Source organism: Streptomyces sp. NBC_00328 (assembly GCF_036139655.1).
Taxonomy (GTDB): Bacteria; Actinomycetota; Actinomycetes; order Streptomycetales; family Streptomycetaceae; genus Streptomyces.
This window is the reverse complement of the sequence record NZ_CP108013.1, coordinates 3,891,384-3,917,328: the sequence shown is the minus strand read 5'-3', so window position 1 is coordinate 3,917,328 and position 25,945 is coordinate 3,891,384. Positions and strand designations below refer to the sequence as shown.

The 25,945-nt window shown below is 71.7% G+C and carries 19 protein-coding genes; 10 read left to right on the top strand and 9 right to left on the bottom strand.

The genetic code is table 11. From position 1 onward, the window contains the following. Window positions 1–82: 82 nt before the first annotated feature. Window positions 83–994: a LysR family transcriptional regulator gene (locus OG485_RS17110; RefSeq protein ID WP_328669232.1), complete on the bottom strand. Its 912-nt coding sequence runs from the start codon at window positions 992–994 to the stop codon at window positions 83–85. Between the two features lie 130 nt (window positions 995–1,124). On the opposite strand from OG485_RS17110, the gene OG485_RS17105 reads away from it, so the two are divergent. The 4 genes from OG485_RS17105 to OG485_RS17090 all read left to right on the top strand — a co-directional run bounded on the left by OG485_RS17105 (window position 1,125) and on the right by OG485_RS17090 (window position 5,372). Then, window positions 1,125–2,030 (top strand): EamA family transporter, encoded by a 906-nt coding sequence (locus tag OG485_RS17105; RefSeq protein ID WP_328669231.1) that lies wholly within the window; start codon window positions 1,125–1,127, stop codon window positions 2,028–2,030. Window positions 2,031–2,034: 4 nt separating this feature from the next. Beyond that, complete coding sequence (gene aroA, locus OG485_RS17100; protein ID WP_328669230.1) at window positions 2,035–3,273, top strand: 3-phosphoshikimate 1-carboxyvinyltransferase; 1,239 nt, start codon at window positions 2,035–2,037, stop codon at window positions 3,271–3,273. 110 nt (window positions 3,274–3,383) lie between these two features. After that, complete coding sequence (locus OG485_RS17095) at window positions 3,384–4,643, top strand: Gfo/Idh/MocA family protein (RefSeq protein ID WP_328669229.1); 1,260 nt, start codon at window positions 3,384–3,386, stop codon at window positions 4,641–4,643. Between the two features lie 75 nt (window positions 4,644–4,718). Then, window positions 4,719–5,372, top strand: a complete 654-nt coding sequence (locus OG485_RS17090; protein ID WP_328669228.1) for a GNAT family N-acetyltransferase — start codon at window positions 4,719–4,721, stop codon at window positions 5,370–5,372. 190 nt (window positions 5,373–5,562) lie between these two features. Here the strand turns inward: OG485_RS17090 and OG485_RS17085 are convergent, their stop codons facing one another. The 3 genes from OG485_RS17085 to OG485_RS17075 form a co-directional block, all read right to left on the bottom strand. Continuing rightward, a complete protein-coding gene (locus tag OG485_RS17085) occupies window positions 5,563–6,456 on the bottom strand; it encodes an MHYT domain-containing protein (RefSeq protein WP_328669227.1) in 894 nt (297 codons plus the stop codon). A 259-nt stretch (window positions 6,457–6,715) separates the two neighbouring features. Continuing rightward, a complete protein-coding gene (locus tag OG485_RS17080) occupies window positions 6,716–7,651 on the bottom strand; it encodes a bifunctional helix-turn-helix transcriptional regulator/GNAT family N-acetyltransferase (RefSeq protein ID WP_328669226.1) in 936 nt (311 codons plus the stop codon). A 541-nt stretch (window positions 7,652–8,192) separates the two neighbouring features. Continuing rightward, window positions 8,193–9,242, bottom strand: a complete 1,050-nt coding sequence (locus OG485_RS17075) for a LacI family DNA-binding transcriptional regulator (RefSeq protein ID WP_328669225.1) — start codon at window positions 9,240–9,242, stop codon at window positions 8,193–8,195. 319 nt (window positions 9,243–9,561) lie between these two features. Between OG485_RS17075 and OG485_RS17070 the strand changes: the two genes are divergently transcribed. Genes OG485_RS17070 through OG485_RS17060 form a run of 3 tightly spaced genes read left to right on the top strand, consistent with a single transcriptional unit; the run spans window position 9,562 to window position 12,697 of the window. After that, window positions 9,562–10,713: a Gfo/Idh/MocA family protein gene (locus OG485_RS17070; protein ID WP_328669224.1), complete on the top strand. Its 1,152-nt coding sequence runs from the start codon at window positions 9,562–9,564 to the stop codon at window positions 10,711–10,713. Then, window positions 10,710–11,867 carry a dihydrodipicolinate synthase family protein gene (locus tag OG485_RS17065; RefSeq protein ID WP_328669223.1) on the top strand — a complete coding sequence of 386 codons (1,158 nt, stop codon included), beginning with the start codon at window positions 10,710–10,712 and terminating at the stop codon, window positions 11,865–11,867. Before OG485_RS17070 ends, OG485_RS17065 begins: the two co-directional genes overlap by 4 nt. Further along, window positions 11,864–12,697: a sugar phosphate isomerase/epimerase family protein gene (locus tag OG485_RS17060; protein ID WP_328669222.1), complete on the top strand. Its 834-nt coding sequence runs from the start codon at window positions 11,864–11,866 to the stop codon at window positions 12,695–12,697. The genes OG485_RS17065 and OG485_RS17060 overlap by 4 nt, the downstream gene beginning before the upstream one ends. Before the next feature lie 99 nt (window positions 12,698–12,796). Here the strand turns inward: OG485_RS17060 and OG485_RS17055 are convergent, their stop codons facing one another. Next, a complete protein-coding gene (locus OG485_RS17055; RefSeq protein WP_328669221.1) occupies window positions 12,797–14,017 on the bottom strand; it encodes an esterase/lipase family protein in 1,221 nt (406 codons plus the stop codon). Window positions 14,018–14,482: 465 nt separating this feature from the next. Between OG485_RS17055 and recD2 the strand changes: the two genes are divergently transcribed. After that, entirely contained in the window at window positions 14,483–16,738 is a 2,256-nt protein-coding gene (recD2, locus tag OG485_RS17050) for an SF1B family DNA helicase RecD2 (RefSeq protein WP_328669220.1), read from the top strand. Window positions 16,739–17,023: 285 nt separating this feature from the next. After that, on the top strand, window positions 17,024–18,313 hold the full coding sequence (locus OG485_RS17045) for a citrate synthase (protein ID WP_328669219.1): 1,290 nt from the start codon (window positions 17,024–17,026) through the stop codon (window positions 18,311–18,313). A gap of 580 nt (window positions 18,314–18,893) precedes the next feature. Here the strand turns inward: OG485_RS17045 and OG485_RS17040 are convergent. The 4 genes from OG485_RS17040 to OG485_RS17025 all read right to left on the bottom strand — a co-directional run bounded on the left by OG485_RS17040 (window position 18,894) and on the right by OG485_RS17025 (window position 23,391). After that, window positions 18,894–21,137: a heavy metal translocating P-type ATPase gene (locus OG485_RS17040; protein WP_328669218.1), complete on the bottom strand. Its 2,244-nt coding sequence runs from the start codon at window positions 21,135–21,137 to the stop codon at window positions 18,894–18,896. A gap of 90 nt (window positions 21,138–21,227) precedes the next feature. Beyond that, window positions 21,228–21,467 (bottom strand): heavy-metal-associated domain-containing protein, encoded by a 240-nt coding sequence (locus tag OG485_RS17035; RefSeq protein ID WP_328669217.1) that lies wholly within the window; start codon window positions 21,465–21,467, stop codon window positions 21,228–21,230. A gap of 95 nt (window positions 21,468–21,562) precedes the next feature. Next, window positions 21,563–22,513, bottom strand: coding sequence for a PrsW family intramembrane metalloprotease (locus OG485_RS17030; RefSeq protein WP_443048715.1), 951 nt, complete (start codon window positions 22,511–22,513; stop codon window positions 21,563–21,565). Window positions 22,514–22,716: 203 nt separating this feature from the next. Further along, window positions 22,717–23,391: a TetR/AcrR family transcriptional regulator gene (locus OG485_RS17025; RefSeq protein ID WP_328669215.1), complete on the bottom strand. Its 675-nt coding sequence runs from the start codon at window positions 23,389–23,391 to the stop codon at window positions 22,717–22,719. 165 nt (window positions 23,392–23,556) lie between these two features. Between OG485_RS17025 and OG485_RS17020 the strand changes: the two genes are divergently transcribed. Then, window positions 23,557–25,926: an MMPL family transporter gene (locus OG485_RS17020; protein WP_328669214.1), complete on the top strand. Its 2,370-nt coding sequence runs from the start codon at window positions 23,557–23,559 to the stop codon at window positions 25,924–25,926. The last annotated feature ends 19 nt before the right edge of the window (window positions 25,927–25,945 follow it).

Sequence of the window (25,945 nt, the reverse complement as noted above, 5' to 3'; positions counted from 1 at the left end):
CCACCGGCGCAGTCGGAGGGGGGCGCGCCGGTGACGACGTGCTGTCGGCCGAGGGCGGGGCGGCCGAGCCGGCCGGGGCCGCTCAGCCGCGGCTCGCCACCGCGGGCCAGTGCGACCGGAGCGTGCGGACCGTTTCGGCGATGGCCGGCCGGCGCGCCGCCCCCGAGCGCCACAGCGCGTACAGCCGGCGGACCGGCAGCGGGTCGAGCGGCACCTCCACCACCCCGTCGGGGAGGGGGCCGCGGCCCAGGCGCGGGATGAGGGCGACACCGAGACCGGCGGCGACGAGGGCGATGAGGGTCGGGTTCTCCTCGGCCTGGTGGACGATGTCCGGCTCGCAGCCGACCTCGCGCAGGGTGCGCACCAGCCAGTCGTGGCACACCCGCCCGGGCGGCTGGCAGATCCACCGCTGGCCGCCCAGGTCCTCGCGCCGTACCGAGGCCCGCCCGGCGAAGGGGTGTCCGGCGGGGACGAGCAGATCGCACAGGTCGTCCCCGATCACCGCCTGCTCCACCCCCGGCGGGGCGGGCAGCGGGGAGATGTCCCAGTCGTGCGCGACGGCCAGGTCGACCGCGCCCCTGGCGACCAGGTCGACGGACAGATGCGGGTCGATCTCCGTCAGCCGCGTGTCCAGGGCCGGGTGCCGGGCGGCCAGATCGGCCAGGACGGCGGGCATCAGACCGCGGGCCGCCGAGGCGAACGCGGCCACCGTCAGCCGTCCCGCCGGCATCCCCCGGCGCTCCTCCAGCTCGGTCTCCGCCCGCTCCACGATCGCCAGCAACTCCTGGGCGGTGGCGGCGAGTTGTTCGGCCTGCTCGGTGAGCCGGACGCCGCGTCCGCGCCGTTCCAACAGGACCGTCCTGGTCTCCCGCTCCAGTTTCGCGATCTGCTGGGACACGGCGGACGGGGTGTAGCCGAGCGCGGCCGCCGCCGCGCCGACCGTGCCGTGCACCGAGACGGCGTGCAGGGCGCGCAGGCGCTGAAGATCGAGCATGGAGGCCTCCCGGTCCGCGATGTCGCTCGCCAATGTCGCTCGCCACCCCAGCTTACGTAAGCGTTGCTTCATCCATCCATGCAGACACTCGCGCTGGTGCTACATGGTGGTGGCGTCCGATGCTCGACGTATGCGACCCGCACACATCAGCCTCGCCGTCCTCGTCGCCGCCGTATGGGGCGTGAACTTCACCGTCATCGAGGTCGGACTCGACCACTTCCCGCCCCTGCTCTTCTCGGCCCTGCGCTTCCTGGTGGCGGCCGTGCCCGCCGTGTTCTTCGTGGGCCGCCCCAAGGTGGCGTGGAAGTGGATCGTGGCGGTCGGACTCGCCCTCGGCGTCGCGAAGTTCGGGCTGCTGTTCATCGGCATGGACGCGGGGATGCCCGCCGGACTGTCCTCCCTCGTGCTCCAGATCCAGGCCGTCTTCACCGCGATCGTCGCCTTCGCCTTCCTCGGCGAACGCCCCACCCGCGTCAGGCTGTACGGCATGGCGGTGGCGCTCGCCGGTGTGGGCCTCGCCGCCGTCGACGAGGGCACGACCGGCCCCCTCGGCGCCTTCGCCCTGGTCATCGCGGCGGCGGCCTGCTGGGGCGTGTCCAACGTCCTCACCCGCAAGGCGTCCCCGCCCGACGCGCTGAACTTCATGGTGTGGGTGAGCACCGTCCCCGTCCTGCCGCTGCTCGGCCTGTCCCTGCTCACCGAGGGCCCGGCCCGCGACCTCGACGCGCTGCGCGCCCTCGACTGGCAGGGCGCCGGAGTCGTCGTCTACGTCGCCTGGATCACCACCGTCTTCGGCTTCGGCGCCTGGGGCTGGCTGCTGCACCGGCACCCCGCGTCCACCGTCGCGCCCTTCTCGCTGCTCGTCCCGGTCTTCGGGATGTCGTCGGCCGCGCTGTTCCTGCACGAGTCCGTCGGCCCGCTGCGGTGGGCGGCGGCGGCCCTGCTGGTGGGCGGGGTGGCGCTCACCTCACGGACGCCGCGAAAGGTCCAGTCGGCGGACGTTCCGGCGCCGGAGCGGGCCGGGGCGCCAGCATGACCCCATGGCCGTCGTCGACATTCCCGGTTCCAAGTCCATCACCGCCCGCGCGCTCTTCCTGGCAGCGGCGGCCGACGGGGTCACCCGCCTGGTCCGCCCGCTCCGCTCGGACGACACCGAGGGCTTCGCCGAGGGCCTGACCCGGCTCGGCTACCGCGTCGGCCGGACCCCGGACGACTGGCACATCGACGGCCGTCCGGGGGGTCCGGCCGTGGCACGGGCCGACGTGTACTGCCGGGACGGCGCCACCACGGCCCGCTTCCTGCCGGCCCTCGTCGCCGCGGGACACGGCACCTACCGCTTCGACGCCTCCGCCCAGATGCGCCGGCGCCCGCTGGGACCCCTGTCGAAGGCGCTGCGCGACCTGGGCGTGGACCTGCGGCACGAGGAGGCGGAGGGCCACCACCCGCTGAGCATCGCGGCGTCCGGCGTGGAGGGCGGCACGGTCACCCTCGACGCCGGCCAATCCTCCCAGTACCTCACCGCCCTGCTCCTGCTCGGCCCGCTGACCCGCACGGGCCTGCGCATCGAGGTCACCGACCTGGTCTCCGCCCCGTACATCGGCATCACCCTCGCGATGATGCGCGCGTTCGGGGCGGACGTGACGGTGGACGGCGACGTCTTCGAGGTGGCGCCCGGCGGTTACCGGGCCACCACCTACCCCATCGAGCCCGACGCCTCCACCGCGAGCTACTTCTTCGCGGCGGCCGCCCTGACCGGCCGTGAGGTCACCGTGCACGGCCTCGGCGCCGGGGCGCTCCAGGGCGACCTCGGCTTCGTGGACGTCCTGCGCCGGATGGGCGCGCACGTGGAGACCGGGCCCGACCGCACGACCGTCCGCGGCACCGGCGAACTGCGCGGCCTCACCGTCAACATGCGGGACATCTCCGACACCATGCCGACGCTCGCCGCGATCGCGCCCTTCGCCACCGCTCCGGTCCGCATCGAGGACGTCGCCAACACCCGGGTCAAGGAGTGCGACCGCCTGGAGGCCTGCGCGGAGAACCTCCGGGGCCTCGGCATCCGGGTGGAGACCGGCCCCGACTGGATCGAGATCCACCCGGGCGTCCCCGCCGCCACCGGGATCAGGACCTACGGCGACCACCGCATCGCCATGGCCTTCGCGGTGACGTCGCTGCGTGCCCCGGGCATGACCTTCGACGACCCCGGATGCGTCCGCAAGACGTTCCCCGCCTTCCACGAGGTGTTCGGGGCCTGGGCGGCCGCCGGGGACGAGGACTGAGCGGTCCCGGCGGCCGCCCAGGACGTCTTGTCGGGAAGAACCGGGGCGGCTAGCTTCGCGACGGACGGCGCCGACCGCGCCTGAGCCCCGAGCGGGAAAGCGGTGAACAGATGTCTCCCGTCGCCTCCGTTGTCACACTCGCCGTCGTCGGTGCCGGGGACCGCGGGACCGGCCACGCGCGCTGGGCCCTGGGCCACCCGGAGCGGGCCCGGGTGGTGGCCGTCGCCGAGCCCCGGGAGACCCGGCGCGACCGGTTCGCGGCCGCCCACGGTCTGGAACCGGACGCCGCGGTGGACGACTGGCGGGTGCTGGCCGCCCGCGGCCGGATCGCGGACGCGGTGCTGGTCTGCACCCTCGACCGCGAACACCTGGAGCCCGTCCTGGAGTTCGCGGCCCTCGGCTACCACATCCTGCTGGAGAAGCCGATGGCCCTCACCGAGGACGAGTGCCGGCGGATCGTCGACGCCGTGGAGAAGGCCGGGGTGATCCTCGCGGTCGGACACGTCCTGCGCTACACCCGGTACACCCGCGCCGTGAAGGAGGTGGTGGACTCCGGCCGGCTCGGTGACGTGGTCAACGTCCAGCACCTGGAACCCGTCGGCTTCTGGCACCAGGCCCACTCCTTCGTCCGGGGCAACTGGGGCCGTACGGACCGGGCCACGTCCATGCTGATGGCCAAGTCCTGCCACGACATCGACTGGTTGCAGTACGTCCTCGGCCAACCCCCCGTCCGCGTCTCCAGTTTCGGGCGCCTCTCGCACTTCCGGCCCGAGAACAGGCCCGAGGGCGCCGCCGACCGCTGCCTCGACTGCGCGGTGGAGAACGCCTGCCCCTACTCCGCCCGGCGCGAGTACGGCGACCGGCTCGCCCGCGGCGAACACCACTGGCCGCTGAGCGTGCTCGTCGACGACTTCACCCCCGAGGCCCTGGAGACCGCCCTGCGCGAGGGCCCGTACGGGCGGTGCGTGTACGCCTGCGACAACGACGTGGTCGACCACCAGGTGGTGTCGATGGAGTTCGCCTCCGGGGCCACCGCCACCTTCACCATGACCGCCTTCACCGAACAGGCCGACCGCCGGACCCGGATCTTCGGGACCCGCGGCGAACTGCGCGGCGACGGCGGGAGTCTGAGCGTCTACGACTTCCTGACCCGGACCGAGGAGGCCGTCGACCTCACGGCCCCGGGCGGCATGGACGCGGCGGGCGGACACGGGGGCGGTGACGCCGGGCTGATGGACGCCTTCGTCGCAGCCGTCGCCACCGGGAACCCCGACCTGGTGAAGTCGGGTCCGCGCGAGTCCCTGACCAGCCACCTCACCGTCCTGGCCGCCGAGCGGGCCCGGTACGCCGGCACCGTCGAGGACGTATAACCGCTGGACACACGCGGCCCCCAGCGCATAGGAATCGCAGCGGACACATACCGGTCGGCGAAGGGGTGCGGGGCGTTGGGTTTCCAGTTGGAGGGGCCGGTCCTCGAAGGCACGCTGGTACGGCTGGAGCCGCTCGGACACGGGCACACGGCCGACCTCGCCGAGGCGGCGGAGGAACGCCGGGACTCGTACGCGTTCACCTGGGTGCCCCGGGCCGACGAGGTCGGGGACTACGTCGACGCGCAGCTCGCCCGCGCCGCGACAGGCAGGCTGGCGCCCTACGCGCAGATCTCCCTCGCCTCCGGACGGGCGGTCGGTGCCACCTCGTACTGGGAGCCGCGGTGCTGGCGCTCGGACGACCGGCTCGACGCCGTCGAGGTCGGGTTCACCTGGCTCGCCGCCTCGGCCCAGGGCACCGGCCTGAACGCCGAGTCCAAGCTCCTGCTCTTCGGGCACGCCTTCGAGGAGTGGGGCGTGGCACGCGTGGACCTGAAGACCGACGCCCGCAACGCCCGCTCCCGCGCCGCGATCGCGAGCACCGGCGCCCGTCTGGAGGGCGTCCTGCGCAACTGGTCCCGCTCCTGGGCGCCCGGCGAGGAAGGCCTGCTGCGCGACTCCGCGGTCTTCTCGGTGACGGCGGCGGAGTGGCCCGGGTGCCGGGACAGGCTGTCCGCGAGGGTGGCCCGGGCATCGTCCCGGGCCACCGGCGCGACGGTCCGCCGGTCCTAGGGTCCGCCGTTCGGATCAGGGGGCGCCGAGGCGGCACGTTGTCGCCGGGGCCGCGCGGTCGGTCCAAAGGCCTTCGCCCGCGACGGACCGCCGGAGCCAGTGGACCGAGGGGCCGGGAATCTCGCTATGGACGGCGGGTACGGGACCTGGCCCGCGATGCTGGAGTGGTGTCTGGACGGGACGGCGCGGCTCACCGCCCGCGCGGGCTGGCGTGCCGGCCCGGGTGCTGGTCGCGGGGATCGAAGAGGGAGCCGGTCTGCGGGGGCTGCGCGGGGGGCTCGGGCACGGCCGCCGCGGCCCGGCGCCGGCGCGGGGTGACCCGGCTCCACTCCCCGTCGCCGAGGACGAGCTGGGGGTCGAACATCACCACGACTCCGGCCAGGATCAGGAAGACGACCGGTCCGATGAGCATGGGGAGCAGGATCGAGGCCGACGAGCTGGTGCCGTACGCCCCGGTCATGTACGAAGCGTCCGTGGCGCCGCGCAGATGCACTCCGAGGGCGGCCATGCCGGTGTAGTGCGTGCCGGTCAGCGCGACGCCCATGAGGAGACTGGCGCCGAGGGCGGCCGGGAGACCCCGGTAGGACGCGGCGGTCCACAGCGCGGCGGTCGCGGCGGTGACCGCGAGCAGCACGGAGGCCGACACCGTGAGCGAGTCGTACTCCAGGGACCCGTTCAGCTCGAGCGCGGCCATGCCGGTGTAGTGCGTGGCCACCACGGCGAGCCCGGTGAGGATCCCGGCCGCGGTCAGGGTGGCGGGGGTGGCCCCGCGGTATCCCACGGCGAAGACGCCGATGCCGACCAGCGCGATCGCCACCACGAGACTCAGCGATGTCAGCCGGGCGTCGTAGTCGATCGGGATCCCCTGGATCCTGAAGCCGGCCATCGCGACGAAGTGCATGGTCCAGATGCCGCAGCCGATGGTCCCCGCCCCGAGCGCCAGCCAACCGGGCTTCCACGACTGCCGGTTGTTCAGTGAACGGACGACGCAGCGCAGCCCCAGGGCGCTGGCCACACAGGCGACGATGTAGGAGGCCGCCGGAGTCACCGCCCCGAACTCGAAGCCGTCCACGGTGCCTTGCATATATGCCAACTCCCCCAAAGAATCGGTGACTTGGGGGAGCACGATTCCGTACCCAGGTTGCGTGAGCGGATCCGTACGGTGGGTGGTTGCGTTAACTCCGCGATGCGGATCCGTTCAGCGGGCGGACGCGCTGTCCGCACTCCGGACACGGAGGCGCGCGTCCGGGCGGCGGGCGGCGGGGCCCGAGCGGCGGATCACGCCGGACAGGCCCCGGGCGCGCGCCCCCGACCGGCCCTGTGCGCACGCCACGCGGTCCGTGTCATTCCTGGCCGGCGCGCAGGTCCAGCCGCCAGTCCTGGCCCGTCAGATCCGCGCCGAAGGACCGGTGCGGCTTCTCGGCGACCAGGACGAAGCCGTGGCGCCGGTAGATCCGCCGGGCGGCGGCCAGGACGTCGTTGGTCCACAGGACGAGCTCGTGATAGCCGACCCCGCGCGCGAAGTCGGTGACGGCCCGGACGAGACGGTCGCCGATGCCGAGCCCCCGTGTCTCCGGCTCGACCAGCAGCAGCCGGAGGCGGGCGGTGCCGGGAGCGTCGTCCCGTACGCACATCACGCACCCGACGGGCCGCCCGTCGAGCTCGGCGATCCACACCCGCTCCAGGTGCGGGTCGTGGTCCTCGGCGAAGTCGGCGACGATCCTCGCGACCAGGCCCTCGTAGTCGGCGTTCCAGCCGTACTCGGCCGCGTACAGCGCCGCGTTGCGCTGCACGATCCAGCCGAGGTCGCCGGGTCCCGGCTCGCGCAGGAGGGCGTCCTCGGGGCCCGGCGCGGCCCGCCCGTCCCCCAGGAGGGTCCGTACCGTGCGCATCGCCTCCGCGAGTCGTGGCCGGTCGGCCGGCGGCACGGTCGCCAGCAGCGTGCCCACGCTCTGGCGTGCCCGTTCGTCCAGCAGAGCGGCGGCGTCCCGGCCGCGCGCGGTGAGCGTGATCCGGCGGCGCCGCGGGTCCTTCTCGGACGCGGCCCGCTCGACCAGCCCGTCCTGCTCGAACTTGTTCAGGATCCGGCTCAGGTAGCCGGAGTCCAAGGAGAGCCGGGTCCGGAGGTCGGCGGCGTCCGCCTGGGGCGTGTGCGCCAGTTCGTAGAGGACGCGGGACTCGGTCAGCGTGTACGGCGCGTAGAGATGGCGGCCGTAGTCGAGCGCGCCGATGACGTTCGTGTAGAAGCGGTTGAATGAGCGGACGTCCTGGACGGTCATGATCGGCCCCGAAGGTCGGCTTTACACGGTCACGGTCGGCCTGCTCCTCCTGGATGCGATGCCTGACCCAGTCAGAGGTAATCGCCACCCCGAGCATAGAACCGCCGGGACTCTCGGGCCTACCCTGCGGTGCCGGGTCGCTGCGCCGGCGTTCGCGGGTGTGGTGCGGCTCCGGTGGGTGGGTCGGGGCCGTGCCGGTACATCCGCCCGTCGCCGTTGGATCAGACGTGGGTTTGGGAGGGAGCCGCTGCTCGATCCGGGCGTAAGCGACGGGCATGTGATGTACCGGCACGGCCCCTCCGGCCGGATCCCGGCTGCGGGTGCGAGATCCAGTCTGTCCGGGCCACTTTTTTACTGCGGGGGCAAGATCCAGCCCCTCCGGCGTTTGAGGAGCGGGGTCTGGGGCGGAGCCCCAGGTACGGGTCGGGCAGGGGTGGAGGGGGCGAAGAAAGGCTGAGCCCCTGGGGGCCTGGGAACCCCGGGAACCCGGAGCCACCTCGCGGCAGTGGGTCCAGGCCCGGGGGAGTCCGGGAGGGAGAGGTCAGTCCCGGGGAACCCCGGCGGACCCCCGCACCATCAGCTCGCCGCGCACCGTGGCGATCCCGCCCGGCGGCGGCTCCTCGCGGCCCATGGCGATCCGCCCGGCACGGGCGCCCGCCTCGGAGAGCGGCAGCCGTACGGTCGTGAGGGCGGGCACCGCGTCGATGCTGAACGGCAGATCGTCGAAGCCCGCGACGGACACGTCGCCGGGGATGTCGAGACCGGAGTCGCGCAGCGCCGCGCAGGCGCCCAGCGCCACAGTGTCGTTCGCGGCGACGACCGCCGTCAACGACGGGTCACGGCGCAGGAGTTCCAGCGTCGCCTCGTAACCGGACCGGCGGTCGTAGCGGCCGTGCACGGTGCGCCGGGGGTCGTCCTCGATGCCGTGGGCGTCGAGCGCGGCGCGGTGACCCTCCAGCCGGTGGCGGGTCGTCGTGCGTTCCTCGGGTCCCGCGATGTATCCGAGCCGCCGGTGCCCGAGGCCGATCAGGTGCTCGGTGAGCTGTCTGCCGCCACCGCGGTTGTCGAAGGTGAGCGCGATCGCCCCGGGCGCCTCCGGCGCGGGCGGCCGCCCGCACAGCACGACCCGGGTGCCCGCTTCCGTCAGCTTGCGCAGCTTGGCCGCGACCGCGCCCGCGTGCGCGGTGTCCTCTATGGCGCCGCCGGTGAGCACGACCGCGGCGGCGCGCTGGCGCTGAAGGAGGGTGAGATAGGTGAGCTCGCGTTCCGGGGAGCCGCCGGTGTTGCAGACGACCCCGAGCCGTTCCCCGCCCGCGCGCCCCCCGGGCCCGCCGATCTCCGACTGGATGGCCGCGGCCATGATCCCGAAGAAGGGGTCGGCGATGTCGTTGACCAGGATGCCGACGAGGTCGGAGGTCGCCGCGGCCAGCGAGCTCGCCGGCCCGTTCAGTACGTAGTCCAGTTCGTCCACCGCCCGCAGGACCCGCTCACGCGTGGAGGTGGCCACGGGGTAGTTCCCGTTCAGCACGCGCGACACCGTCGCGGGAGAGACCTGTGCGCGGGCCGCCACGTCCGCCAGGGTCACCGTCATCTCGTCGTCCTCCGGTCGCGCGTTGTGTCGTGCCACTTCGTACGTCTCGTACGTCGTCGTGCCTGGTCTTGTCTCGTCGTACGGCGTCGTACGGCGTCGAACACGGAGCAGAAGGCCGGGTGCGCCGCTTCCTGTGGGCAGGGTCCGTGCAGACCATACGGCCAACGGCCCCCGTCGTTCGCCCCCTCGAACAACTCGACTTCGCGGTGGTCTTGTCCGGACCGCTGCACAGAGGCTAGCTTCTCAGCAGATAGAAAGCGCTTGCTAGCACGTTCACCTGTGAGCGTGCTCGGCGCCTGACGCGTACGAAGGGAATGACGTGACACGCAAGACGGTGCGGATCGCCATGAACGGCGTGACGGGACGCATGGGCTACCGCCAGCACCTTGTCCGCTCGATTCTCGCCCTGCGTGACCAGGGCGGCCTCGACCTCGGCGACGGCACCGTGCTGTGGCCCGAGCCCGTCCTCGTCGGCCGTCGCGAGCACGCCCTGAAGGCGCTCGCCGAGCGGCACGGCCTCGATCACTGGTCGACCGACCTGGACGCGGTGCTCGCCGATCCGTCCGTCGACCTCTACTTCGACGCCCAGGTGACGTCCGCCCGCGAGGAGGCCCTCAGGAAGGCCGTCGCCGCCGGCAAGCACATCTACACGGAGAAGCCCACCGCCACCGGGTTCGACGGAGCCCTCGAACTGGCCCGTCTCGCGCACGCCGCGGGCGTCAAGCACGGCGTCGTCCAGGACAAGCTCTTCCTCCCCGGCCTGCTCAAACTGAAGCGGCTCGTCGACGGCGGCTTCTTCGGGCGGATCCTGTCCGTCCGCGGGGAGTTCGGCTACTGGGTCTTCGAGGGCGACTGGCAGAGCGCCCAGCGGCCCTCCTGGAACTACCGCGCCGAGGACGGCGGCGGCATCGTCGTCGACATGTTCCCGCACTGGGAGTACGTCCTGCACGAGCTGTTCGGCCGCGTCACCTCGGTGCAGGCGCTGACCGCCACCCACGTCCCGCAGCGCTGGGACGAGCGGGGCAAGCCCTACGACGCCACGGCCGACGACGCCGCCTACGGCATCTTCGAGCTGGAGGGCGGCGCGGTCGCCCAGATCAACTCCTCCTGGGCCGTGCGCGTCAACCGTGACGAGCTCGTGGAGTTCCAGGTCGACGGCACGGAGGGGTCCGCCGTCGCGGGACTGCGCAACTGCCGCGTCCAGCACCGCGGTTCCACCCCCAAGCCGGTCTGGAACCCCGACATCCCGGCCACCTACTCCTTCCGTGACCAATGGCAGGAGGTCCCCGACAACGCCGAGTTCGACAACGGCTTCAAGGCCCAGTGGGAGCTGTTCCTGCGGCACGTCTACGCCGACGCCCCCTACCGCTGGGACCTCCTCGCCGGCGCCCGCGGCGTGCAACTCGCCGAACTGGGCCTGAGATCCTCGGCCGAGGGCCGCCGCATCGACGTTCCGGAGATCGCCCTGTGACCATCCGACTCCCGGGCGCCGGCGGCCGGTTGCGGACCTACGAGCCGCGCAGGGACCCCCTCGCCGTCCTTCCCGACGGCGCGCCCCTCGCCTCCCGTACGGTCTTCTCCGCCGCGCACGTCGTCGCCGATCCGTACGCGGACGTCTCGCCCGACGCGCCCGCCGCCGTCGACTGGGACGCCACGCTCGCCTTCCGGCGCCATCTGTGGTCGCACGGCCTCGGTGTCGCCGAAGCGATGGACACCGCCCAGCGCGGGATGGGCCTGGACTGGGCCGGGGCGGCCGAACTGATCCGGCGCTCCTCGGCCGAGGCCAGGGCCGTCGGCGGCAGGATCGCCTGCGGCGCCGGCACGGACCAGCTCACGGGCCCGGCCACGCTCCACGAGGTGCGGGCCGCGTACGAGGAACAGCTCGCCCTCGTCGAGGAGTCGGGTGCGCAGGCGATCCTGATGGCCTCCCGGGCGCTCGCCGCGACCGCCGCCGGACCCGAGGACTACCTCGACGTCTACGGCCGTCTGCTGCGCCAGGCCGCCGACCCGGTGATCCTGCACTGGCTGGGCCCGATGTTCGACCCGGCCCTGGAGGGCTACTGGGGCTCCGGCGACCTGGACGCGGCCACGGAGGTGTTCCTGGAGGTCATCGCCGCCCACCCGGACAAGGTGGACGGCGTCAAGGTCTCCCTGCTGGACGCCCGCCGGGAGGTCGAACTGCGCCGCCGCCTCCCGGACGGCGTCCGCTGCTACACCGGCGACGACTTCAACTACCCCGAGCTGATCGCGGGCGACGAGCGCGGCTTCAGTCACGCGCTGCTCGGCGTCTTCGACCCGCTCGGCCCCCTCGCCGCGCGGGCCGTACGGGTCCTGGACACCGGTGACGTCAAGGGCTTCCGTGAACTCCTCGACCCCACCGTCGAGTTGTCCCGGCACCTCTTCCAGCCCCCGACCCGCTTCTACAAGACCGGTGTCGTCCTGCTGGCCTGGCTCGCGGGCCACCAGGACCACTTCGCGATGGTGGGCGGCCTCCAGTCGGCCCGCTCCCTGCCGCACCTCGCCCACGCCTACGAACTGGCCGACGGGCTGGGCCTGTTCCCGGACCCAGGGCGCGCCGAGACCCGGATGAAGACCCTGCTCGCCCTGTACGGAGTGACCCCATGACCGACCTCGCCCGCTTCTCCGTCAACCAGATGACGGTCAGACAGCTCTCGATGCCCGAACTGGTCGCGGCCTGCCGGGAGACGGGCGTCCCGGGCGTCGGCCTGTGGCGCGAACCCGTGCGGTCGTACGGCCTCGACGCCACCGCGAAGCTCGTCCACGACGCCGGTCTGGCCGTCACCACCCTGTGCCGGGGCGGCTTCCTCACGGCGATCGACCCCGGGGAGCGGCGGCGCGCGCTGGACGACAACCGGGCCGCCGTCGACGAGGCCGCGGTCCTCGGCACCGACACCCTCGTCCTGGTCTCCGGCGGCCTGCCGTCCGGCTCGAAGGACCTGCGCGGCGCCCGCGAGCGCATCGCCGACGCGCTCGGCGAACTGGGCCCGTACGCCGCCTCCCGCGGCGTGCGCCTGGCCGTCGAACCGCTGCACCCGATGTACGCGGCCGACCGCTGTGTGGTGTCCACGCTCGCCCAGGCCCTGGACCTCGCGGAACGCTTCCCCGCCGAGCAGGTGGGCGTCACCGTCGACACGTACCACCTCTGGTGGGACGACACGGCGCCCGCCCAGATCGCCCGCGCGGGGGCGGGGGGCCGGATCCACAGCTTCCAGCTCGCCGACTGGACCACCCCGCTTCCCGAGGGTGTCCTCAACGGCCGCGGCCAGCTCGGCGACGGCTCGGTCGACTTCCGCGTGTGGCGCGGCCTGGTCGAGGCGGCGGGTTACACCGGACCCATCGAGGTCGAACTCTTCAACGAGGAGCTGTGGGCCAGGGACGGGCGCGAGGTGCTGGCGGAGACGGCGGCACGGTTCGTGGAGCACGTGGTCCGCTGACAGCGGGACCGGTCCCGGTCCCGCTGTCATGGGTACTAGGAGGTGATGGAGGAGGGGTCGTCGCCCGCCCGTGGGGGAGACGGGCGACGGGTATGACGGTCACTTCTCGAAGTGGTCCATCAGCCAGGTGCACAGCTCCTCGGTCGGGAGGGTGTGCGCCGTCGTCGTGGGGGAACAGAGGAACGCGTCCAGGCCGCTCGTCTCCGGGTCCAGGCTGTTGACCTCGGCATACAGGTCGGCCTGGTTCTCGAAGTCCAGGATGTCGACCGCGCTCACCGAGGGGACGAAGCACACCTCGGCGTGCCGCAGATCGGCCTCCCCGCCCGCCTCCGCGATCGACTGGGCGAGGATCCCGTACGTCGCGAGCGTGCCGCCCGGTGCGCCGTCCAGCTCGGGGAAGCCGTTGGTGGTGATGGTCTTCTCGGTCGCCGGGAACGTCCGCTTCAGATAGGCGACCGTCACGTCGTCACCCTGGGCCTGGGCGTAGAAGGTGGTGCCGGGGTAGCGGACGTCGAGCCGCAGCGTGACCTCGCCGGGCTCGATCTCGGGCAGCCCGACGCCGTCGCCGCGGCCGTTGGCGACGGCCACCTTGAGCGGGATCCGCGGCCACTGGCCGACCCGGTCGAGTTCGCTCAGCAGCGTCTCGCGCTCCGGGGCGACGCCGGTCTTCCCGGTCTTGTTGTCGTAGTGCTGCCACAGCATCTGCCGCGCGGCCGGGCTGTCCATCTGCTGGGTGAAGGGGTGCGGCTTGAGGTCGAGGCCCCGGGGGAGCAGGTAGGAGAACGCCTGGACCCCGATGGGGATCGAGGCGCCGCGGTGCGGGGTGTCGTAGGAGAAGTACACCCCTGTCTGGTGGTCCATGGCCCGGCTCTCCATCCTGGCCAGGGCGTAGCGGGTGACCAGCCCGCCCATGCTGAAGCCGCCCACGACCAGCCGGTGGCCGCCGACACGGTGGGCGATGGTCTCCAGGACGGTCGCCTCGACGGCCTCGGCGTTGTCCAGGACGGACGCCGTGCGGTTCTTGAAGCCCAGCAGGATCACGTCCATGCCGCGCCGGCGGAGCTCACCGAGGAAGCCGTACTGCTCGCCCTCCAGGAACTGGTAGAGCTTCTTGAGGTCGCTCTCGCCGGGGTTGAAGCCGTCGGCGATGATCACCGGGCGGGTGAGCTCCCTGTTGCCGTCGCCGCGGAAGACCCAGGTGAAGCCCTTGGGGACGGTCCACTCGTCGTCGCGGTCCGGTACCTCGATCGGGTTGCCGGGCGAGGCGAGCGGATCGCCGATCGTGAACGGGCCGATCTCGGGCTCGGTGCTCTCGGACATGGTTGCGCTCCTTGTGGGAGGAGTGGGGGGACGTCCACATTATTGGCGGCGATCCATCCCAAATACCCTTCTGACCTGCGGGTTTCACTACAAGTGATGCATTCCCCGCCGCAGGTGTTTAGTGCGTCTGGCATGTGCCAAAGGCCTGTTCGGTTCGTGTCGCGTCAGGTGACGGTTCACGTCGAAAGGGCCGCCGGAAAAAAAATCCGGAAGCCGTACAACCCTTCCGCGACTTCGCGGGTCGTACGTGGCATCAGGACCTTTGGAGGGGGATCCGGGGGGATCGCGGGGGGTTCTGATACGGAGGGGAAAACCGAGGGGCCCGGTCGACGGACCGGGCCCCTCGAAATTTCTCCGCCCCTCGAATTTTTCGCGACCGCGCTCGCGGCGTCCTCGGCGGCTCGCGATCGGGTGAGGTGTCCACAGCGCCCGAACACTGTCGGAGGCGGGCGGTACCGTCAGATCATGACCGATCAGGCGGGGGCCGCCCAGACAGGCGAGCGGCGACTGGCCACGCTGGAAGGCGTGCTCGAACGCATCACGTACGCCAACGAGGAGAACGGATACACGGTCGCCCGGGTCGACACCGGCCGGGGGGCGGGCGATCTGCTCACCGTCGTCGGCGCCCTGCTCGGCGCCCAGGTCGGCGAGTCCCTGCGCATGGAGGGCCGCTGGGGCTCCCACCCGCAGTACGGCAAGCAGTTCACCGTGGAGAACTACACGACGGTGCTCCCCGCCACCGTCCAGGGCATCCGCCGCTACCTCGGCTCAGGCCTGGTCAAGGGCATTGGCCCGGTCTTCGCCGACCGCATCACCCAGCACTTCGGACTCGACACCCTGCGGATCATCGAGGAGGAGCCGAAGCGGCTCATCGAGGTCCCGGGACTCGGCCCCAAGCGCACGGGGAGGATCGCCGACGCCTGGGAGGAGCAGAAGGCGATCAAGGAGGTCATGCTCTTCCTCCAGACCGTCGAGGTGTCCACCTCCATCGCGGTCCGCATCTACAAGAAGTACGGCGACGCGTCGATCTCTGTCGTGAAGAACCAGCCCTACCGCCTGGCGTCCGACGTCTGGGGCATCGGCTTCCTCACCGCCGACAAGATCGCCCAGTCCGTCGGCATCCCGCACGACAGCCCGGAGCGCGTCAAGGCCGGCCTTCAGTACGCCCTGTCGCAGTCCACCGACCAGGGCCACTGCTACCTCCCCGAGGAGCGGCTGATCGCGGACGCGGTGAAGCTGCTCCAGGTCGACACCGGCCTGGTCATCGAGTGCCTGGCCGAGCTGGCGGCCCCCGCCGAGGACGGCGAGGACCCCGGTGTCGTACGGGAGAAGGTGCCCGGCCCGGACGGAGGCGACCCGGTGACGGCCGTCTACCTGGTCCCCTTCCACCGTGCCGAACTCTCGCTGTCCGCGCAGCTGCTGCGCCTGCTGCGCGCCGACCGGGACCGGATGCCCGGCTTCCGCGACGTGGCCTGGGACAAGGCACTGACCTGGCTCAAGGTGCGTACGGGCGCGGACCTGGCCCCCGAGCAGGAGGCGGCGGTCCGGCTCGCGCTCACCGAGAAGGTCGCCGTGCTGACCGGAGGACCGGGCTGCGGCAAGTCCTTCACGGTCCGCTCGATCGTGGAGCTGGCCCGCGCCAAGGGGGCCAAGGTCGTTCTCGCGGCGCCCACCGGCCGCGCCGCCAAGCGCCTGGCGGAGCTGACCGGAGCCGAGGCCTCCACCGTGCACCGGCTCCTGGAGTTCAAGCCGGGCGGAGACGCGGCCTACGACAGGGACCGGCCGCTGGACGCCGACCTGGTGGTCGTGGACGAGGCCTCCATGCTCGACCTCCTGCTCGCCAACAAGCTGGTCAAGGCGGTGCCGCCAGGTGCCCATCTGCTCTTCGTCGGCGATGTCGACCAGCTTCCGAGCGTCGGCGCGGGCGAGGTGCTGCGCGACCTGCTCGCCGACCGGGGCCCGGTTCCCGCGGTGCGCCTCACCAAAGTCTTCCGCCAGGCCCAGCAGTCCGGTGTGGTGACCAACGCCCACCGGATCAACTCGGGGCAGCATCCGCTCACCGACGGCATGAAGGACTTCTTCCTGTTCGTCGAGGACGACACCGAGGAGGCCGGGCGGCTCACGGTGGACGTGGTGGCCCGGCGGATTCCGGCCAAATTCGGTCTCGACCCCCGCCGGGACATCCAGGTCCTCGCGCCCATGCACCGGGGTCCGGCCGGCGCGGGGCTTCTGAACGGACTGCTCCAGCAGGCCATCACCCCCGGCCGCCCGGACCTCGCCGAGAAGCGGATCGGCGGCCGTGTCTTCCGGGTCGGCGACAAGGTCACGCAGATCCGCAACAACTACGACAAGGGCGAGAACGGCGTCTTCAACGGCACCGTGGGTGTCGTCACCTCCCTGGATCCGGTCGAGCAGCGGCTGACGGTGCGCACCGACGAGGACGAGGAGGTGCCGTACGAATTCGACGAGCTCGACGAACTGGCCCACGCCTACGCGGTGACCATCCACCGTTCCCAGGGCAGCGAGTACCCGGCGGTGGTGATCCCCGTGACCACGGGCGCCTGGATGATGCTCCAGCGCAATCTGCTCTATACGGCGGTCACCCGGGCCAAGAAGCTCGTGGTTCTCGTCGGTTCGCGCAAGGCGATAGGCCAGGCGGTGCGTACGGTGTCCGCGGGACGCCGGTGCACGGCCCTGGACTTCCGGCTCTCCGGCTCGTGAACCACCGCCTCCCCGCGCGGCGGAAGGCCCCGCCCGGGCCCCGAACGGGGCCTTTCGGACACGATGCGAGGTCCATCACAAAAAATGATCGATCAAACGAGTCGTGAAGGTCACAGAGCACTTCCGGTTGCGGGGCGAACGCGGCAGGATGAGCAGGTTGGCGGCACTGAGTGCCGCCAATAGGCCCAATGGTCGACCCCGAGTGCACTCTCCAGGGCCAAATGGGGGATGGTAGAGACAGTCAGGGCACCTCGAAGAAGAGGCACAACGTCGGTGAGGGATGACGTGAGCGACAACTCTGTAGTACTGCGGTTCGGCGATGGCGAGTACACCTACCCGGTGATCGACAGCACTGTCGGCGACAAGGGCTTCGACATCGGCAAGCTCCGCGCCCAGACCGGTCTGGTGACGCTGGACAGTGGGTACGGCAATACAGCCGCCTACAAATCCGCGATCACCTATCTCGACGGTGAGCAGGGCATCCTCCGCTACCGCGGCTACCCGATCGAGCAGCTGGCCGAGCGTTCCACCTTCCTGGAGGTGGCCTACCTGCTGATCAACGGTGAGCTCCCGAACATCGACGAGCTCTCCACCTTCAAGAACGAGATCACGCAGCACACCCTGCTGCACGAGGACGTCAAGAACTTCTACCGGGGCTTCCCGCGTGACGCCCACCCGATGGCGATGCTCTCCTCGGTCGTCTCGGCGCTGTCGACCTTCTACCAGGACAGCCACAACCCGTTCGACGAGAAGCAGCGCAACCTCTCCACGATCCGGCTGCTCGCGAAGCTTCCGACGATCGCGGCGTACGCGTACAAGAAGTCGATCGGCCACCCCTTCGTCTACCCGCGCAACGACCTCGGGTACGTCGAGAACTTCCTGCGCATGACCTTCTCGGTCCCCGCGCAGGACTACGAGCTCGACCCGGTGGTCGTCTCCGCGCTCGACAAGCTGCTGATCCTGCACGCCGACCACGAGCAGAACTGTTCGACCTCCACCGTGCGTCTGGTCGGCTCCTCGCAGGCGAACATGTTCGCCTCGATCTCCGCCGGCATCTCCGCGCTGTGGGGCCCGCTGCACGGCGGCGCCAACCAGTCGGTCCTGGAGATGCTCGAGGGCATCCAGGCCAACGGCGGCGACGTCGACTCCTTCATCCGCAAGGTGAAGAACAAGGAGGACGGCGTCCGCCTGATGGGCTTCGGCCACCGGGTGTACAAGTCCTTCGACCCGCGCGCGAAGATCATCAAGGCCGCCGCGCACGACGTCCTGTCCGCTCTCGGCAAGTCCGACGAGCTGCTGGACATCGCGCTGAAGCTGGAGGAGCACGCGCTCTCCGACGACTACTTCGTCTCGCGCAACCTCTACCCGAACGTCGACTTCTACACCGGCCTGATCTACCGCGCCATGGGCTTCCCGACCGAGATGTTCACGGTCCTGTTCGCCCTCGGCCGGCTGCCGGGCTGGATCGCCCAGTGGCACGAGATGATCAAGGAGCCCGGCTCCCGCATCGGCCGCCCGCGTCAGATCTACACGGGCATCGTCGAGCGCGACTTCGTGCCGGTCGAGGCCCGCTGAGGCTCGTACACGACCACCGGGCTCCCGTGCGGGGCCCGGTGAACCCGTGAGTGACAACGAAAAAACGGAAAGCGCCCTGCTACTGGTCCCCCCACGGGCCGGCAGTCAGGGCGCTTTCCTTGTCCCGGTGCGGATTCCCCCCACGGGATCCGGCCGGGCGTCTGTGGACAGCGCCTGAATCGCTGTGTGCCGGCACGAGCCGGCGGTGAGCCGGGCGAGCGGTGCTCGCCGTACTGCGGTGGTGCGGTGCGATCTGCCGGGACGCGTACGGATCGGGAGGGCCGCTCAAAGCTCCCCGCTGTACGTGCCCCGGCGACGCAATTTCCGGGAACGTCCCCCAAGACATCCCCAGATGCCAGTCACGCCCCCCAAGACGCTTCTGACATCGCCAACTTAGACCGACGAACCCCTTCGGTGGTTACGTTCACATCACTGTGATCTGGATCTCTTGCATATGTCCTGAAGATAGGCAAGAGCCACGATATGGGAATCGAGGACCAATCGTAAGGAAGATGCGCGAGCCTTGTGAAGAGCTTATGTGAGGCTCTCGTTGGACTCTAGGGGGACTCGTGGTCTGTCGTCACGCGAATGCTCGCAGTCGAAGGCTGTTCGTGACCACGAAGACCGAGGAGAAGGCCATCGCCGCTCCCGCGATCATGGGGTTCAGCAGGCCGGCGGCGGCCAGCGGAAGCGCCGCCACGTTGTAGCCGAAGGCCCAGACCAGATTTCCCTTGATCGTCGACAGCGTGGCGCGGGCCAGCCGGATCGCGTCCGCGGCCACCCGCAGATCCCCGCGCACGAGCGTCAGATCGCTCGCCTCGATCGCCGCGTCCGTCCCCGTGCCCATCGCGAGGCCCAGATCGGCGGTGGCGAGCGCCGCCGCGTCGTTCACCCCGTCGCCGACCATCGCGACCGTCCGCCCCTCGCCCCGCAGCCGCTGGACCACGGCGACCTTGTCCTCGGGCAGCACCTCGGCGAACACGTCGGCCGGGGCGATGCCGACCTCCCGCGCCACGGCCTCGGCGACCGCCCGGTTGTCCCCGGTCAGCAGCATCGGCGTGAGACCGAGGTCCCGCAGTTCGCGTACGGCCTCGGCGCTGGTCTCCTTGACCGTGTCGGCGACGGCCAGCACGCCCGCCGCCGTGCCGTCCAGGGTGACCACGACGGCCGTACGGCCCGCCGCCTCGGCCGCGTTCTTCGCGTCCGCAAGCGTTGCCGGCAGCGTGCCCGGGAACCGGCCGACGGTGACGTCGCGGCCGTCCACCCGCCCGCGCACGCCTCGCCCCGGCACGTTCTCGAAGTGCTCGGGCGCCGGAAGGTCACCGACGCGCTCCTGAGCGCCTGTCGCGATCGCTCGGGCAACCGGATGCTCCGAGGCGTGTTCCAGGGCTCCCGCGAGCCGCAGGACGTCTTCCTCGGCCCGTTCCCCGGCGACGTACACCTCGTGCAGGCTCATGCGGCCCGTCGTCACCGTGCCGGTCTTGTCCAGCAGGACGGTGTCGACCCGGCGGGTGGACTCCAGGACCTCGGGCCCCTTGATCAGGATGCCGAGCTGGGCGCCGCGGCCGGTGCCGACCATCAGGGCGGTCGGGGTGGCCAGGCCGAGCGCGCACGGGCAGGCGATGATCAGCACCGCGACGGCGGCGGTGAAGGCCGCGACCGTGTCCCCGGTGACCGCGATCCAGGCCCAGAAGGTGCCGAGCGCGATGACCAGTACGACGGGCACGAAGACCCCGGAGATCCGGTCGGCGAGACGCTGCACCTCGGCCTTGCCGTTCTGCGCGTCCTCGACCAGCCGGGCCATCCGGGCGAGCTGGGTGTCCGCGCCGATCCGGCCGGCCTCGACGACGAGCCGGCCCCCGGCGTTCACGGTCGCACCGGTGACGGTGTCCCCGACGCCCACGTCCACCGGCACCGACTCCCCGGTCAGCATGGACGCGTCCACGGCCGACGTGCCCTCGACGACGGTCCCGTCGGTGGCGATCTTCTCGCCGGGCCGGACGACGAAGCGGTCGCCGACCGCCAGCCGCGCCACGGGGACGCGGACCTCACGGCCGTCCCGCAGGACACCGACGTCCTTGGCGCCGAGCTCCAGCAGCGCCCGCAGCGCCGCTCCGGCGCGCCGCTTGGAGCGGGCCTCCAGGAAACGGCCGAGCAGGATGAACGCGATGACGCCCGCGGCGACCTCCAGATAGAGCGTGGAGGCGCCGTCCGTACGGGAGACGGTGAACTCGAAGCCGTGCCGCATGCCCGGCATCCCCGCGTCGCCGAAGAAGAGCGCCCACAGGGACCAGCCGAACGCGGCGAGGGTGCCGACCGACACCAGGGTGTCCATGGTGGCCGCGCCGTGCCGCGCGTTCGTCACGGCGGCCCGGTGGAAGGGCAGCCCGCCCCAGACCACCACGGGCGCGGCGAGCGTCAGTGAGAGCCACTGCCAGTTCTCGAACTGGAGAGCCGGCACCATCGACATGAGGACGACGGGCAGGGCGAGCACCGCGGAGACGGTCAGCCGCTCGCGCAGGGAGGCCGTCTCGGGATCGTCGTCGGCGGGTGGCGCCTCCTGCTCGGGCGGCGCGGGCGGCGGGGGCTCCTCGGCGGTGTAGCCCGTCTTGACCACGGTGGCGATCAGATCGGCGACCCGTACCCCCTCGGGGTAGGAGACCTTGGCCTTCTCCGTCGCGAAGTTGACCGTGGCGGTGACGCCGTCCATGCGGTTGAGCTTCTTCTCGACGCGGGCCGCGCAGGAGGCGCAGGTCATCCCGCCGATGGAGAGCTCGATCTCCGAGGCCGTGCCTATCGGCGTCTCGGGTGCTGCGGTGGTCATGGTGCGGCTCCAGGAAGGGGCCGGGCCGCGCGGAGCCGGTATCGGCCGGTCGGCACGGCCCGGTACGGAGAGGAAGAGCTGCGGGCTCGCTCAGGCCTGGCCGACGAGCTCGAAGCCCGCCTCGTCGACCGCGGCGCGGACGGCGTTCTCGTCGAGCGCGGCCGCGGAGACGACGGTGACCTCGCCGGTCGAGGCGACGGCCTTCACCGAGCTCACGCCGGGGATCGCGGAGATCTCGCCGCTGACGGAGCCTTCACAGTGTCCGCAGCTCATGCCGCTCACCTGGTAGACGGTGGTGACGGAACCCGGGGTGCCGGTCTGGGCGGTCATGGCGTTACTCCTCGTCGAGGCGTTCTGGGGCGTGCGCGTACGGGAGGGATCCCTGGGAACCCAGGGTTCCCCTCGATGTTCACCACACTATACCCCTAGGGGGTATTTCTCCAAGCAGCGTCGCGGTGCGCCGGCGTGCGCGCCCAGGCCGGCCCCACGATCGCGACGAGGAACAGGCCGCCCACCGAGAACAGGGTGAAGAGGTGGTCCTGTCCGCCGGTGGACCGCGGCGGCCGGCCCGGGGCGAAACGCGTTCCGTCGAGTCCGGCGCGGGTGAGCCGGTCCACCAGCCACAGCGCGATCCCGTGCGTGGAGTCCCGCAGCGCGTGCAGCAGGGAGGCGCCGAGGCAGGCGCCGGCCAGGCGGGCGGTGAGGCGGAAGCGCCCGTCGGGGCGGCGCCGTGCCAGCAGGGCCGCGCCGGTGACCGCGGTCCACAGGCCGTGCCCGAACGGGGTGAGCACCTCGCGCAGGATCTCGGTCTCCAGGAGCGTGCGCAGGCCGACGCCCTGCAGGGACACGGCCGCGTCGAAGGCGTGGCCCGCGCTCTCCAGGGCCGCGAAGCCGAACCCGAGCGTCGCGCCGAGCACCAGTCCGGCCCGTGGTCCGCGGATCCGGGTGTGCCGGCGCAGCAGGAACACCAGCGCGCCGAGCTTCACGGCCTCCTCGGCGAGTCCGGTGCCCACGTACATCCACAGCGAAGGGCGGGTGAGCTGGTACTCCGTCACCGAGGCGCCGAGCACGCCCAGGGCGCCGCCGGCCAGGAAGCAGCCGAGGACCGCACTCGTGCCCAGGTCGCGGCCGTGCCGCTCGTACGCCCAGAGCGCGAAGGAGACGGGCACGAGAAAGCCGCCGAGCAGGATCAGGGTCGGCAGCGGCGTGACGTCGGCCGTGCCGTACGTGACGAACGCGGTCAGCGTCCAGAGGGCCAGGCCGATGCCCAGGCAGCGCTTCCAGAGGCCGGCGGGGATCCGGGGGTACGACGGCGGGGGCTGCTGCGGTCCGGGAACGCGGGCCCGGGGTGTGCCCGGTGGCTGATTCTGGGTCACGGCCATCCCTCTGTCCCCCGGGGGCGGCCCGCGGGCTCGGACGGGGGACCCGCGTTCCGGCGCGTCGGGGGCCCCTGGTGCGGGACGCGGGGGCGTGCGGACGGATCGATGCCGCGGATCGCTGATCGATTTGTCCGAACCTTATGACAGATGTCCCTGATGTCGCAGGCCGGAGCGCTGGTGCCGGCCCCGTCCGGCGCGGCTCAGTGTCCGGCGGGTGACCCGCTTGCGAGCAGCGGCTCCAGATAGCGGTGCATGACCGTCTTCAGCTCCGCGATGTAGGCGTCCCGTTCGGCGCCCTCGTGCGACATGACCAGGGTGAGGCCGGCCTTGAACAGGTGGACCGTCATGTTCGCCGTGAGGGTGCGCCCGTCGGAGGGCATGTCCGGCAGGCGGGCCGCGATCATCTCCTCGACGCGGGCGAGGAGGGTGCCGTGCAGGGTGCCGATCTCCTCGACGATCACCCCCGGGGTGTCGGCGCCGTGCATCAGGACGGCGAAGGCCGGGTTCTCGACGTTGAACGCGATCAGCGGGTCCAGGACCGCGTCGAGCATCCGGTCCAGCGGGAGGCCGGCGTTCTCGTGGGCGAGCGCCTGTCCGTGCGACCGGGCCCAGTGGTCGAGGAGCTGGTCGCTGAGGCCGACGGCGATGGCCTCCTTGTTCGGGAAGAACTGGTAGAGCGTGCCGGGTGAGACGCCGGCCTCGCGGGCGATGGCGTTGGTGCTCGCCGCGGTGTAGCCGGACCGGCAGAACACCGAGGCCGCCGCTTCCAGGAGCTGGGCGACGCGGCGCTCGCCGCGGGCCTGGCGGCGGCGCGGCTTGTCCTCGGCCGGCTGCGGGTGCTCCGGGGACTCCTCGGTCTGCTGATTCTCGGGCACGGGTCATCCCCAGCTTCTCGGGACACGATTGACAAACACGAGCGGTCACTCGCATTCTTGAAAAACGCGAGCGACGACTCGTGTTTGCCAGTCTATGGCAATGGGCGATCCATGATGCCTGCACGGATGCGGGTCATCGGGTCACGGTGAAGGGGACACCGCATCATGTCCGAAGTCGACGGCGCGGACGACGGGCCCGCGAAGAGGCACGGCAAGAACCCGGGCGGGGGCGGGAGAACGGGTACGGGTACGGGCGGTGCCACGGACTCGGGCGACGGTACGGGCGGGGGTGCCCGCCTCGGCGGCTGGACCCGGTTCGTCACCGCGCGGCCACGGCTCTCGCTGCTCGTCGCCCTCCTGCTGACCGCGCTCGCCGTGGTCGCCGGCAGCGGGGTCGCGGACCGGCTGGGCAGCGGCGGCTGGGAGGACCCCACCGCGCAGTCCACGTACGCGACCAAGGCGCTGGAACGGGAGTTCCCGGCCTCGCAGCCCAATCTGCTGCTCCTCATCGACGCGGGCGCGGGCTCGGTCGACGACCCCTCGGTCGCCGCGGAGGCGAAGCGGATCGCGGCACGTCTGGCCGCCGAGCCCGGCGTCACCGGCGTCGGTTCGTACTGGCAGTCCGGTTCACCCGCGCTCAAGGCGCGCGACGGCCACGAAGCGCTGATCGCCGCCCGGATCACCGGCGACGAGACGGCCGCGGCCGACACCCTGGACCGCCTCGCACCCTCCTACCGGGGAAAGAGCGGGCCCGTCGAGGTCGAGGTCGGCGGACCGGTCGCCGTACGGCACGAGATGCAGACGACCATCAAGGAGGACCTCACCCGGGCCGAGATGATCGCCCTCCCGGTGACCCTCCTGCTGCTGGTCATGGTCTTCGGCAGCGCCGTCGCGGCCCTGCTCCCGCTCGGGGTCGGGATCATCGCGATCCTCGGCACCAACGCCGTGCTGCGCGGACTCACCGAGGTCACGGACGTCTCGGTCTTCGCGATGAACCTGACGACGGCCCTCGGTCTCGGCCTCGCCATCGACTACGCCCTGTTCATCGTCCGCAGATTCCGCGAGGAGCTGGCCACCGGCGTCCCGCCGCGCGCCGCGGTCGGTGTCACCCTGCGCACCGCGGGCCGGACCGTTCTCTTCTCCTCCCTCACGGTCGCCGTGTCGCTGGCCGCGATGCTGGTCTTCCCGCAGTACTTCCTGCGCTCCTTCGCCTACGCGGGCATCGCCGTCGTGCTGCTCGCCGCGGCCGCCGCCCTGATCCTGCTCCCCGCCGCGCTCATGCTCCTCGGCGACCGGGTGAACTCACTGGACCTGCGGCGTCTGTTCCGTCGCGGAAGGCAGGACCCGGCCGACGGCGGGGCGGCGTGGGGTCGCATGGCCGCCCTCGTCATGCGCAGGGCACCGCTCTTCGCGGTGGCCACCACGGCCGGCCTCATCGTGCTCGGACTGCCCTTCCTGGGCGTGAAGTTCGGCACGGCCGACGACCGCCAGCTGCCCTCGGGCGCGGAGTCGCACGTCGTCCAGCAGCACATCCGCGACGGCTTCCCGGGCAGCCCCGGCGGCGCTCTGGAGGTCCTGGCCGAGGGGAGCGCCACGCGGACGGAGTACACCCGGTACCGGGAGCGGATCGCCGCGCTGCCCGAGGTGCTGCGTGTGGACGGCCCGCTGGTGAAGGGCGACGCCGCCTACTTCTCGGTGCTGCCCAAGGGCGAGGCCGTGGACGAGGGGGCCCAGCGGCTGGTGGGCGAACTCCGGGCGGCCGACGCTCCGTTCGACACCTCCGTGACCGGCACCGCGGCCGTTCTGGTCGACTCCAAGCATGCGATAGCCGACCGGCTCCCGTGGGCGGCCGCCTTCATCGCGATCGTCACCCTGCTCCTGGTGTTCCTGCTGACGGGCAGCGTGCTGATCCCGGTCCAGGCGGTCCTGCTCAACGCGCTGAGTCTGACCGCGATGTTCGGCGCGGTGGTCTGGGTCTTCCAGGACGGCCATCTCTCCGGCCTCCTCGACTTCACCAGCTCCGGGTCGATCGAGACGACCCTCCCGGTCCTGATGTTCTGCGTGGCCTTCGGTCTCTCCATGGACTACGGCGTCTTCCTCCTCTCCCGCATCAAGGAGGAGTACGACCACACCGGCGACCACCGGGAGGCGGTCCGCTTCGGACTCCAGCGCACCGGAGGACTCATCACCGCGGCCGCGGTCATCCTCGCGGTGGTGATGGTCGCCATCGGCACCTCCCGGGTGGCCAACACCAAGATGCTCGGACTGGGTGTCGCGCTGGCCGTCCTGATGGACGCGATGGTCGTCCGGAGCCTGCTGGTCCCGGCGGTCATGCGTCTGACGGGCACGGCCACCTGGTGGGCACCCGGACCCCTGCGGCGCTTTCACGACCGGTTCGGCCTCAGCGAGGCGGAGACACCGGCGTCGGCCGCCGAGCCGGTCGCGGACGCGGTGTCCAAGGCCGGGCCGGTCCCGGACGCGGTGCCGGAAGAGCCGGCGGAGTCCGGCCGGGACAGGGCGGAGGCACGCGGATAGCGTTTCCGCGGGAGCTGAT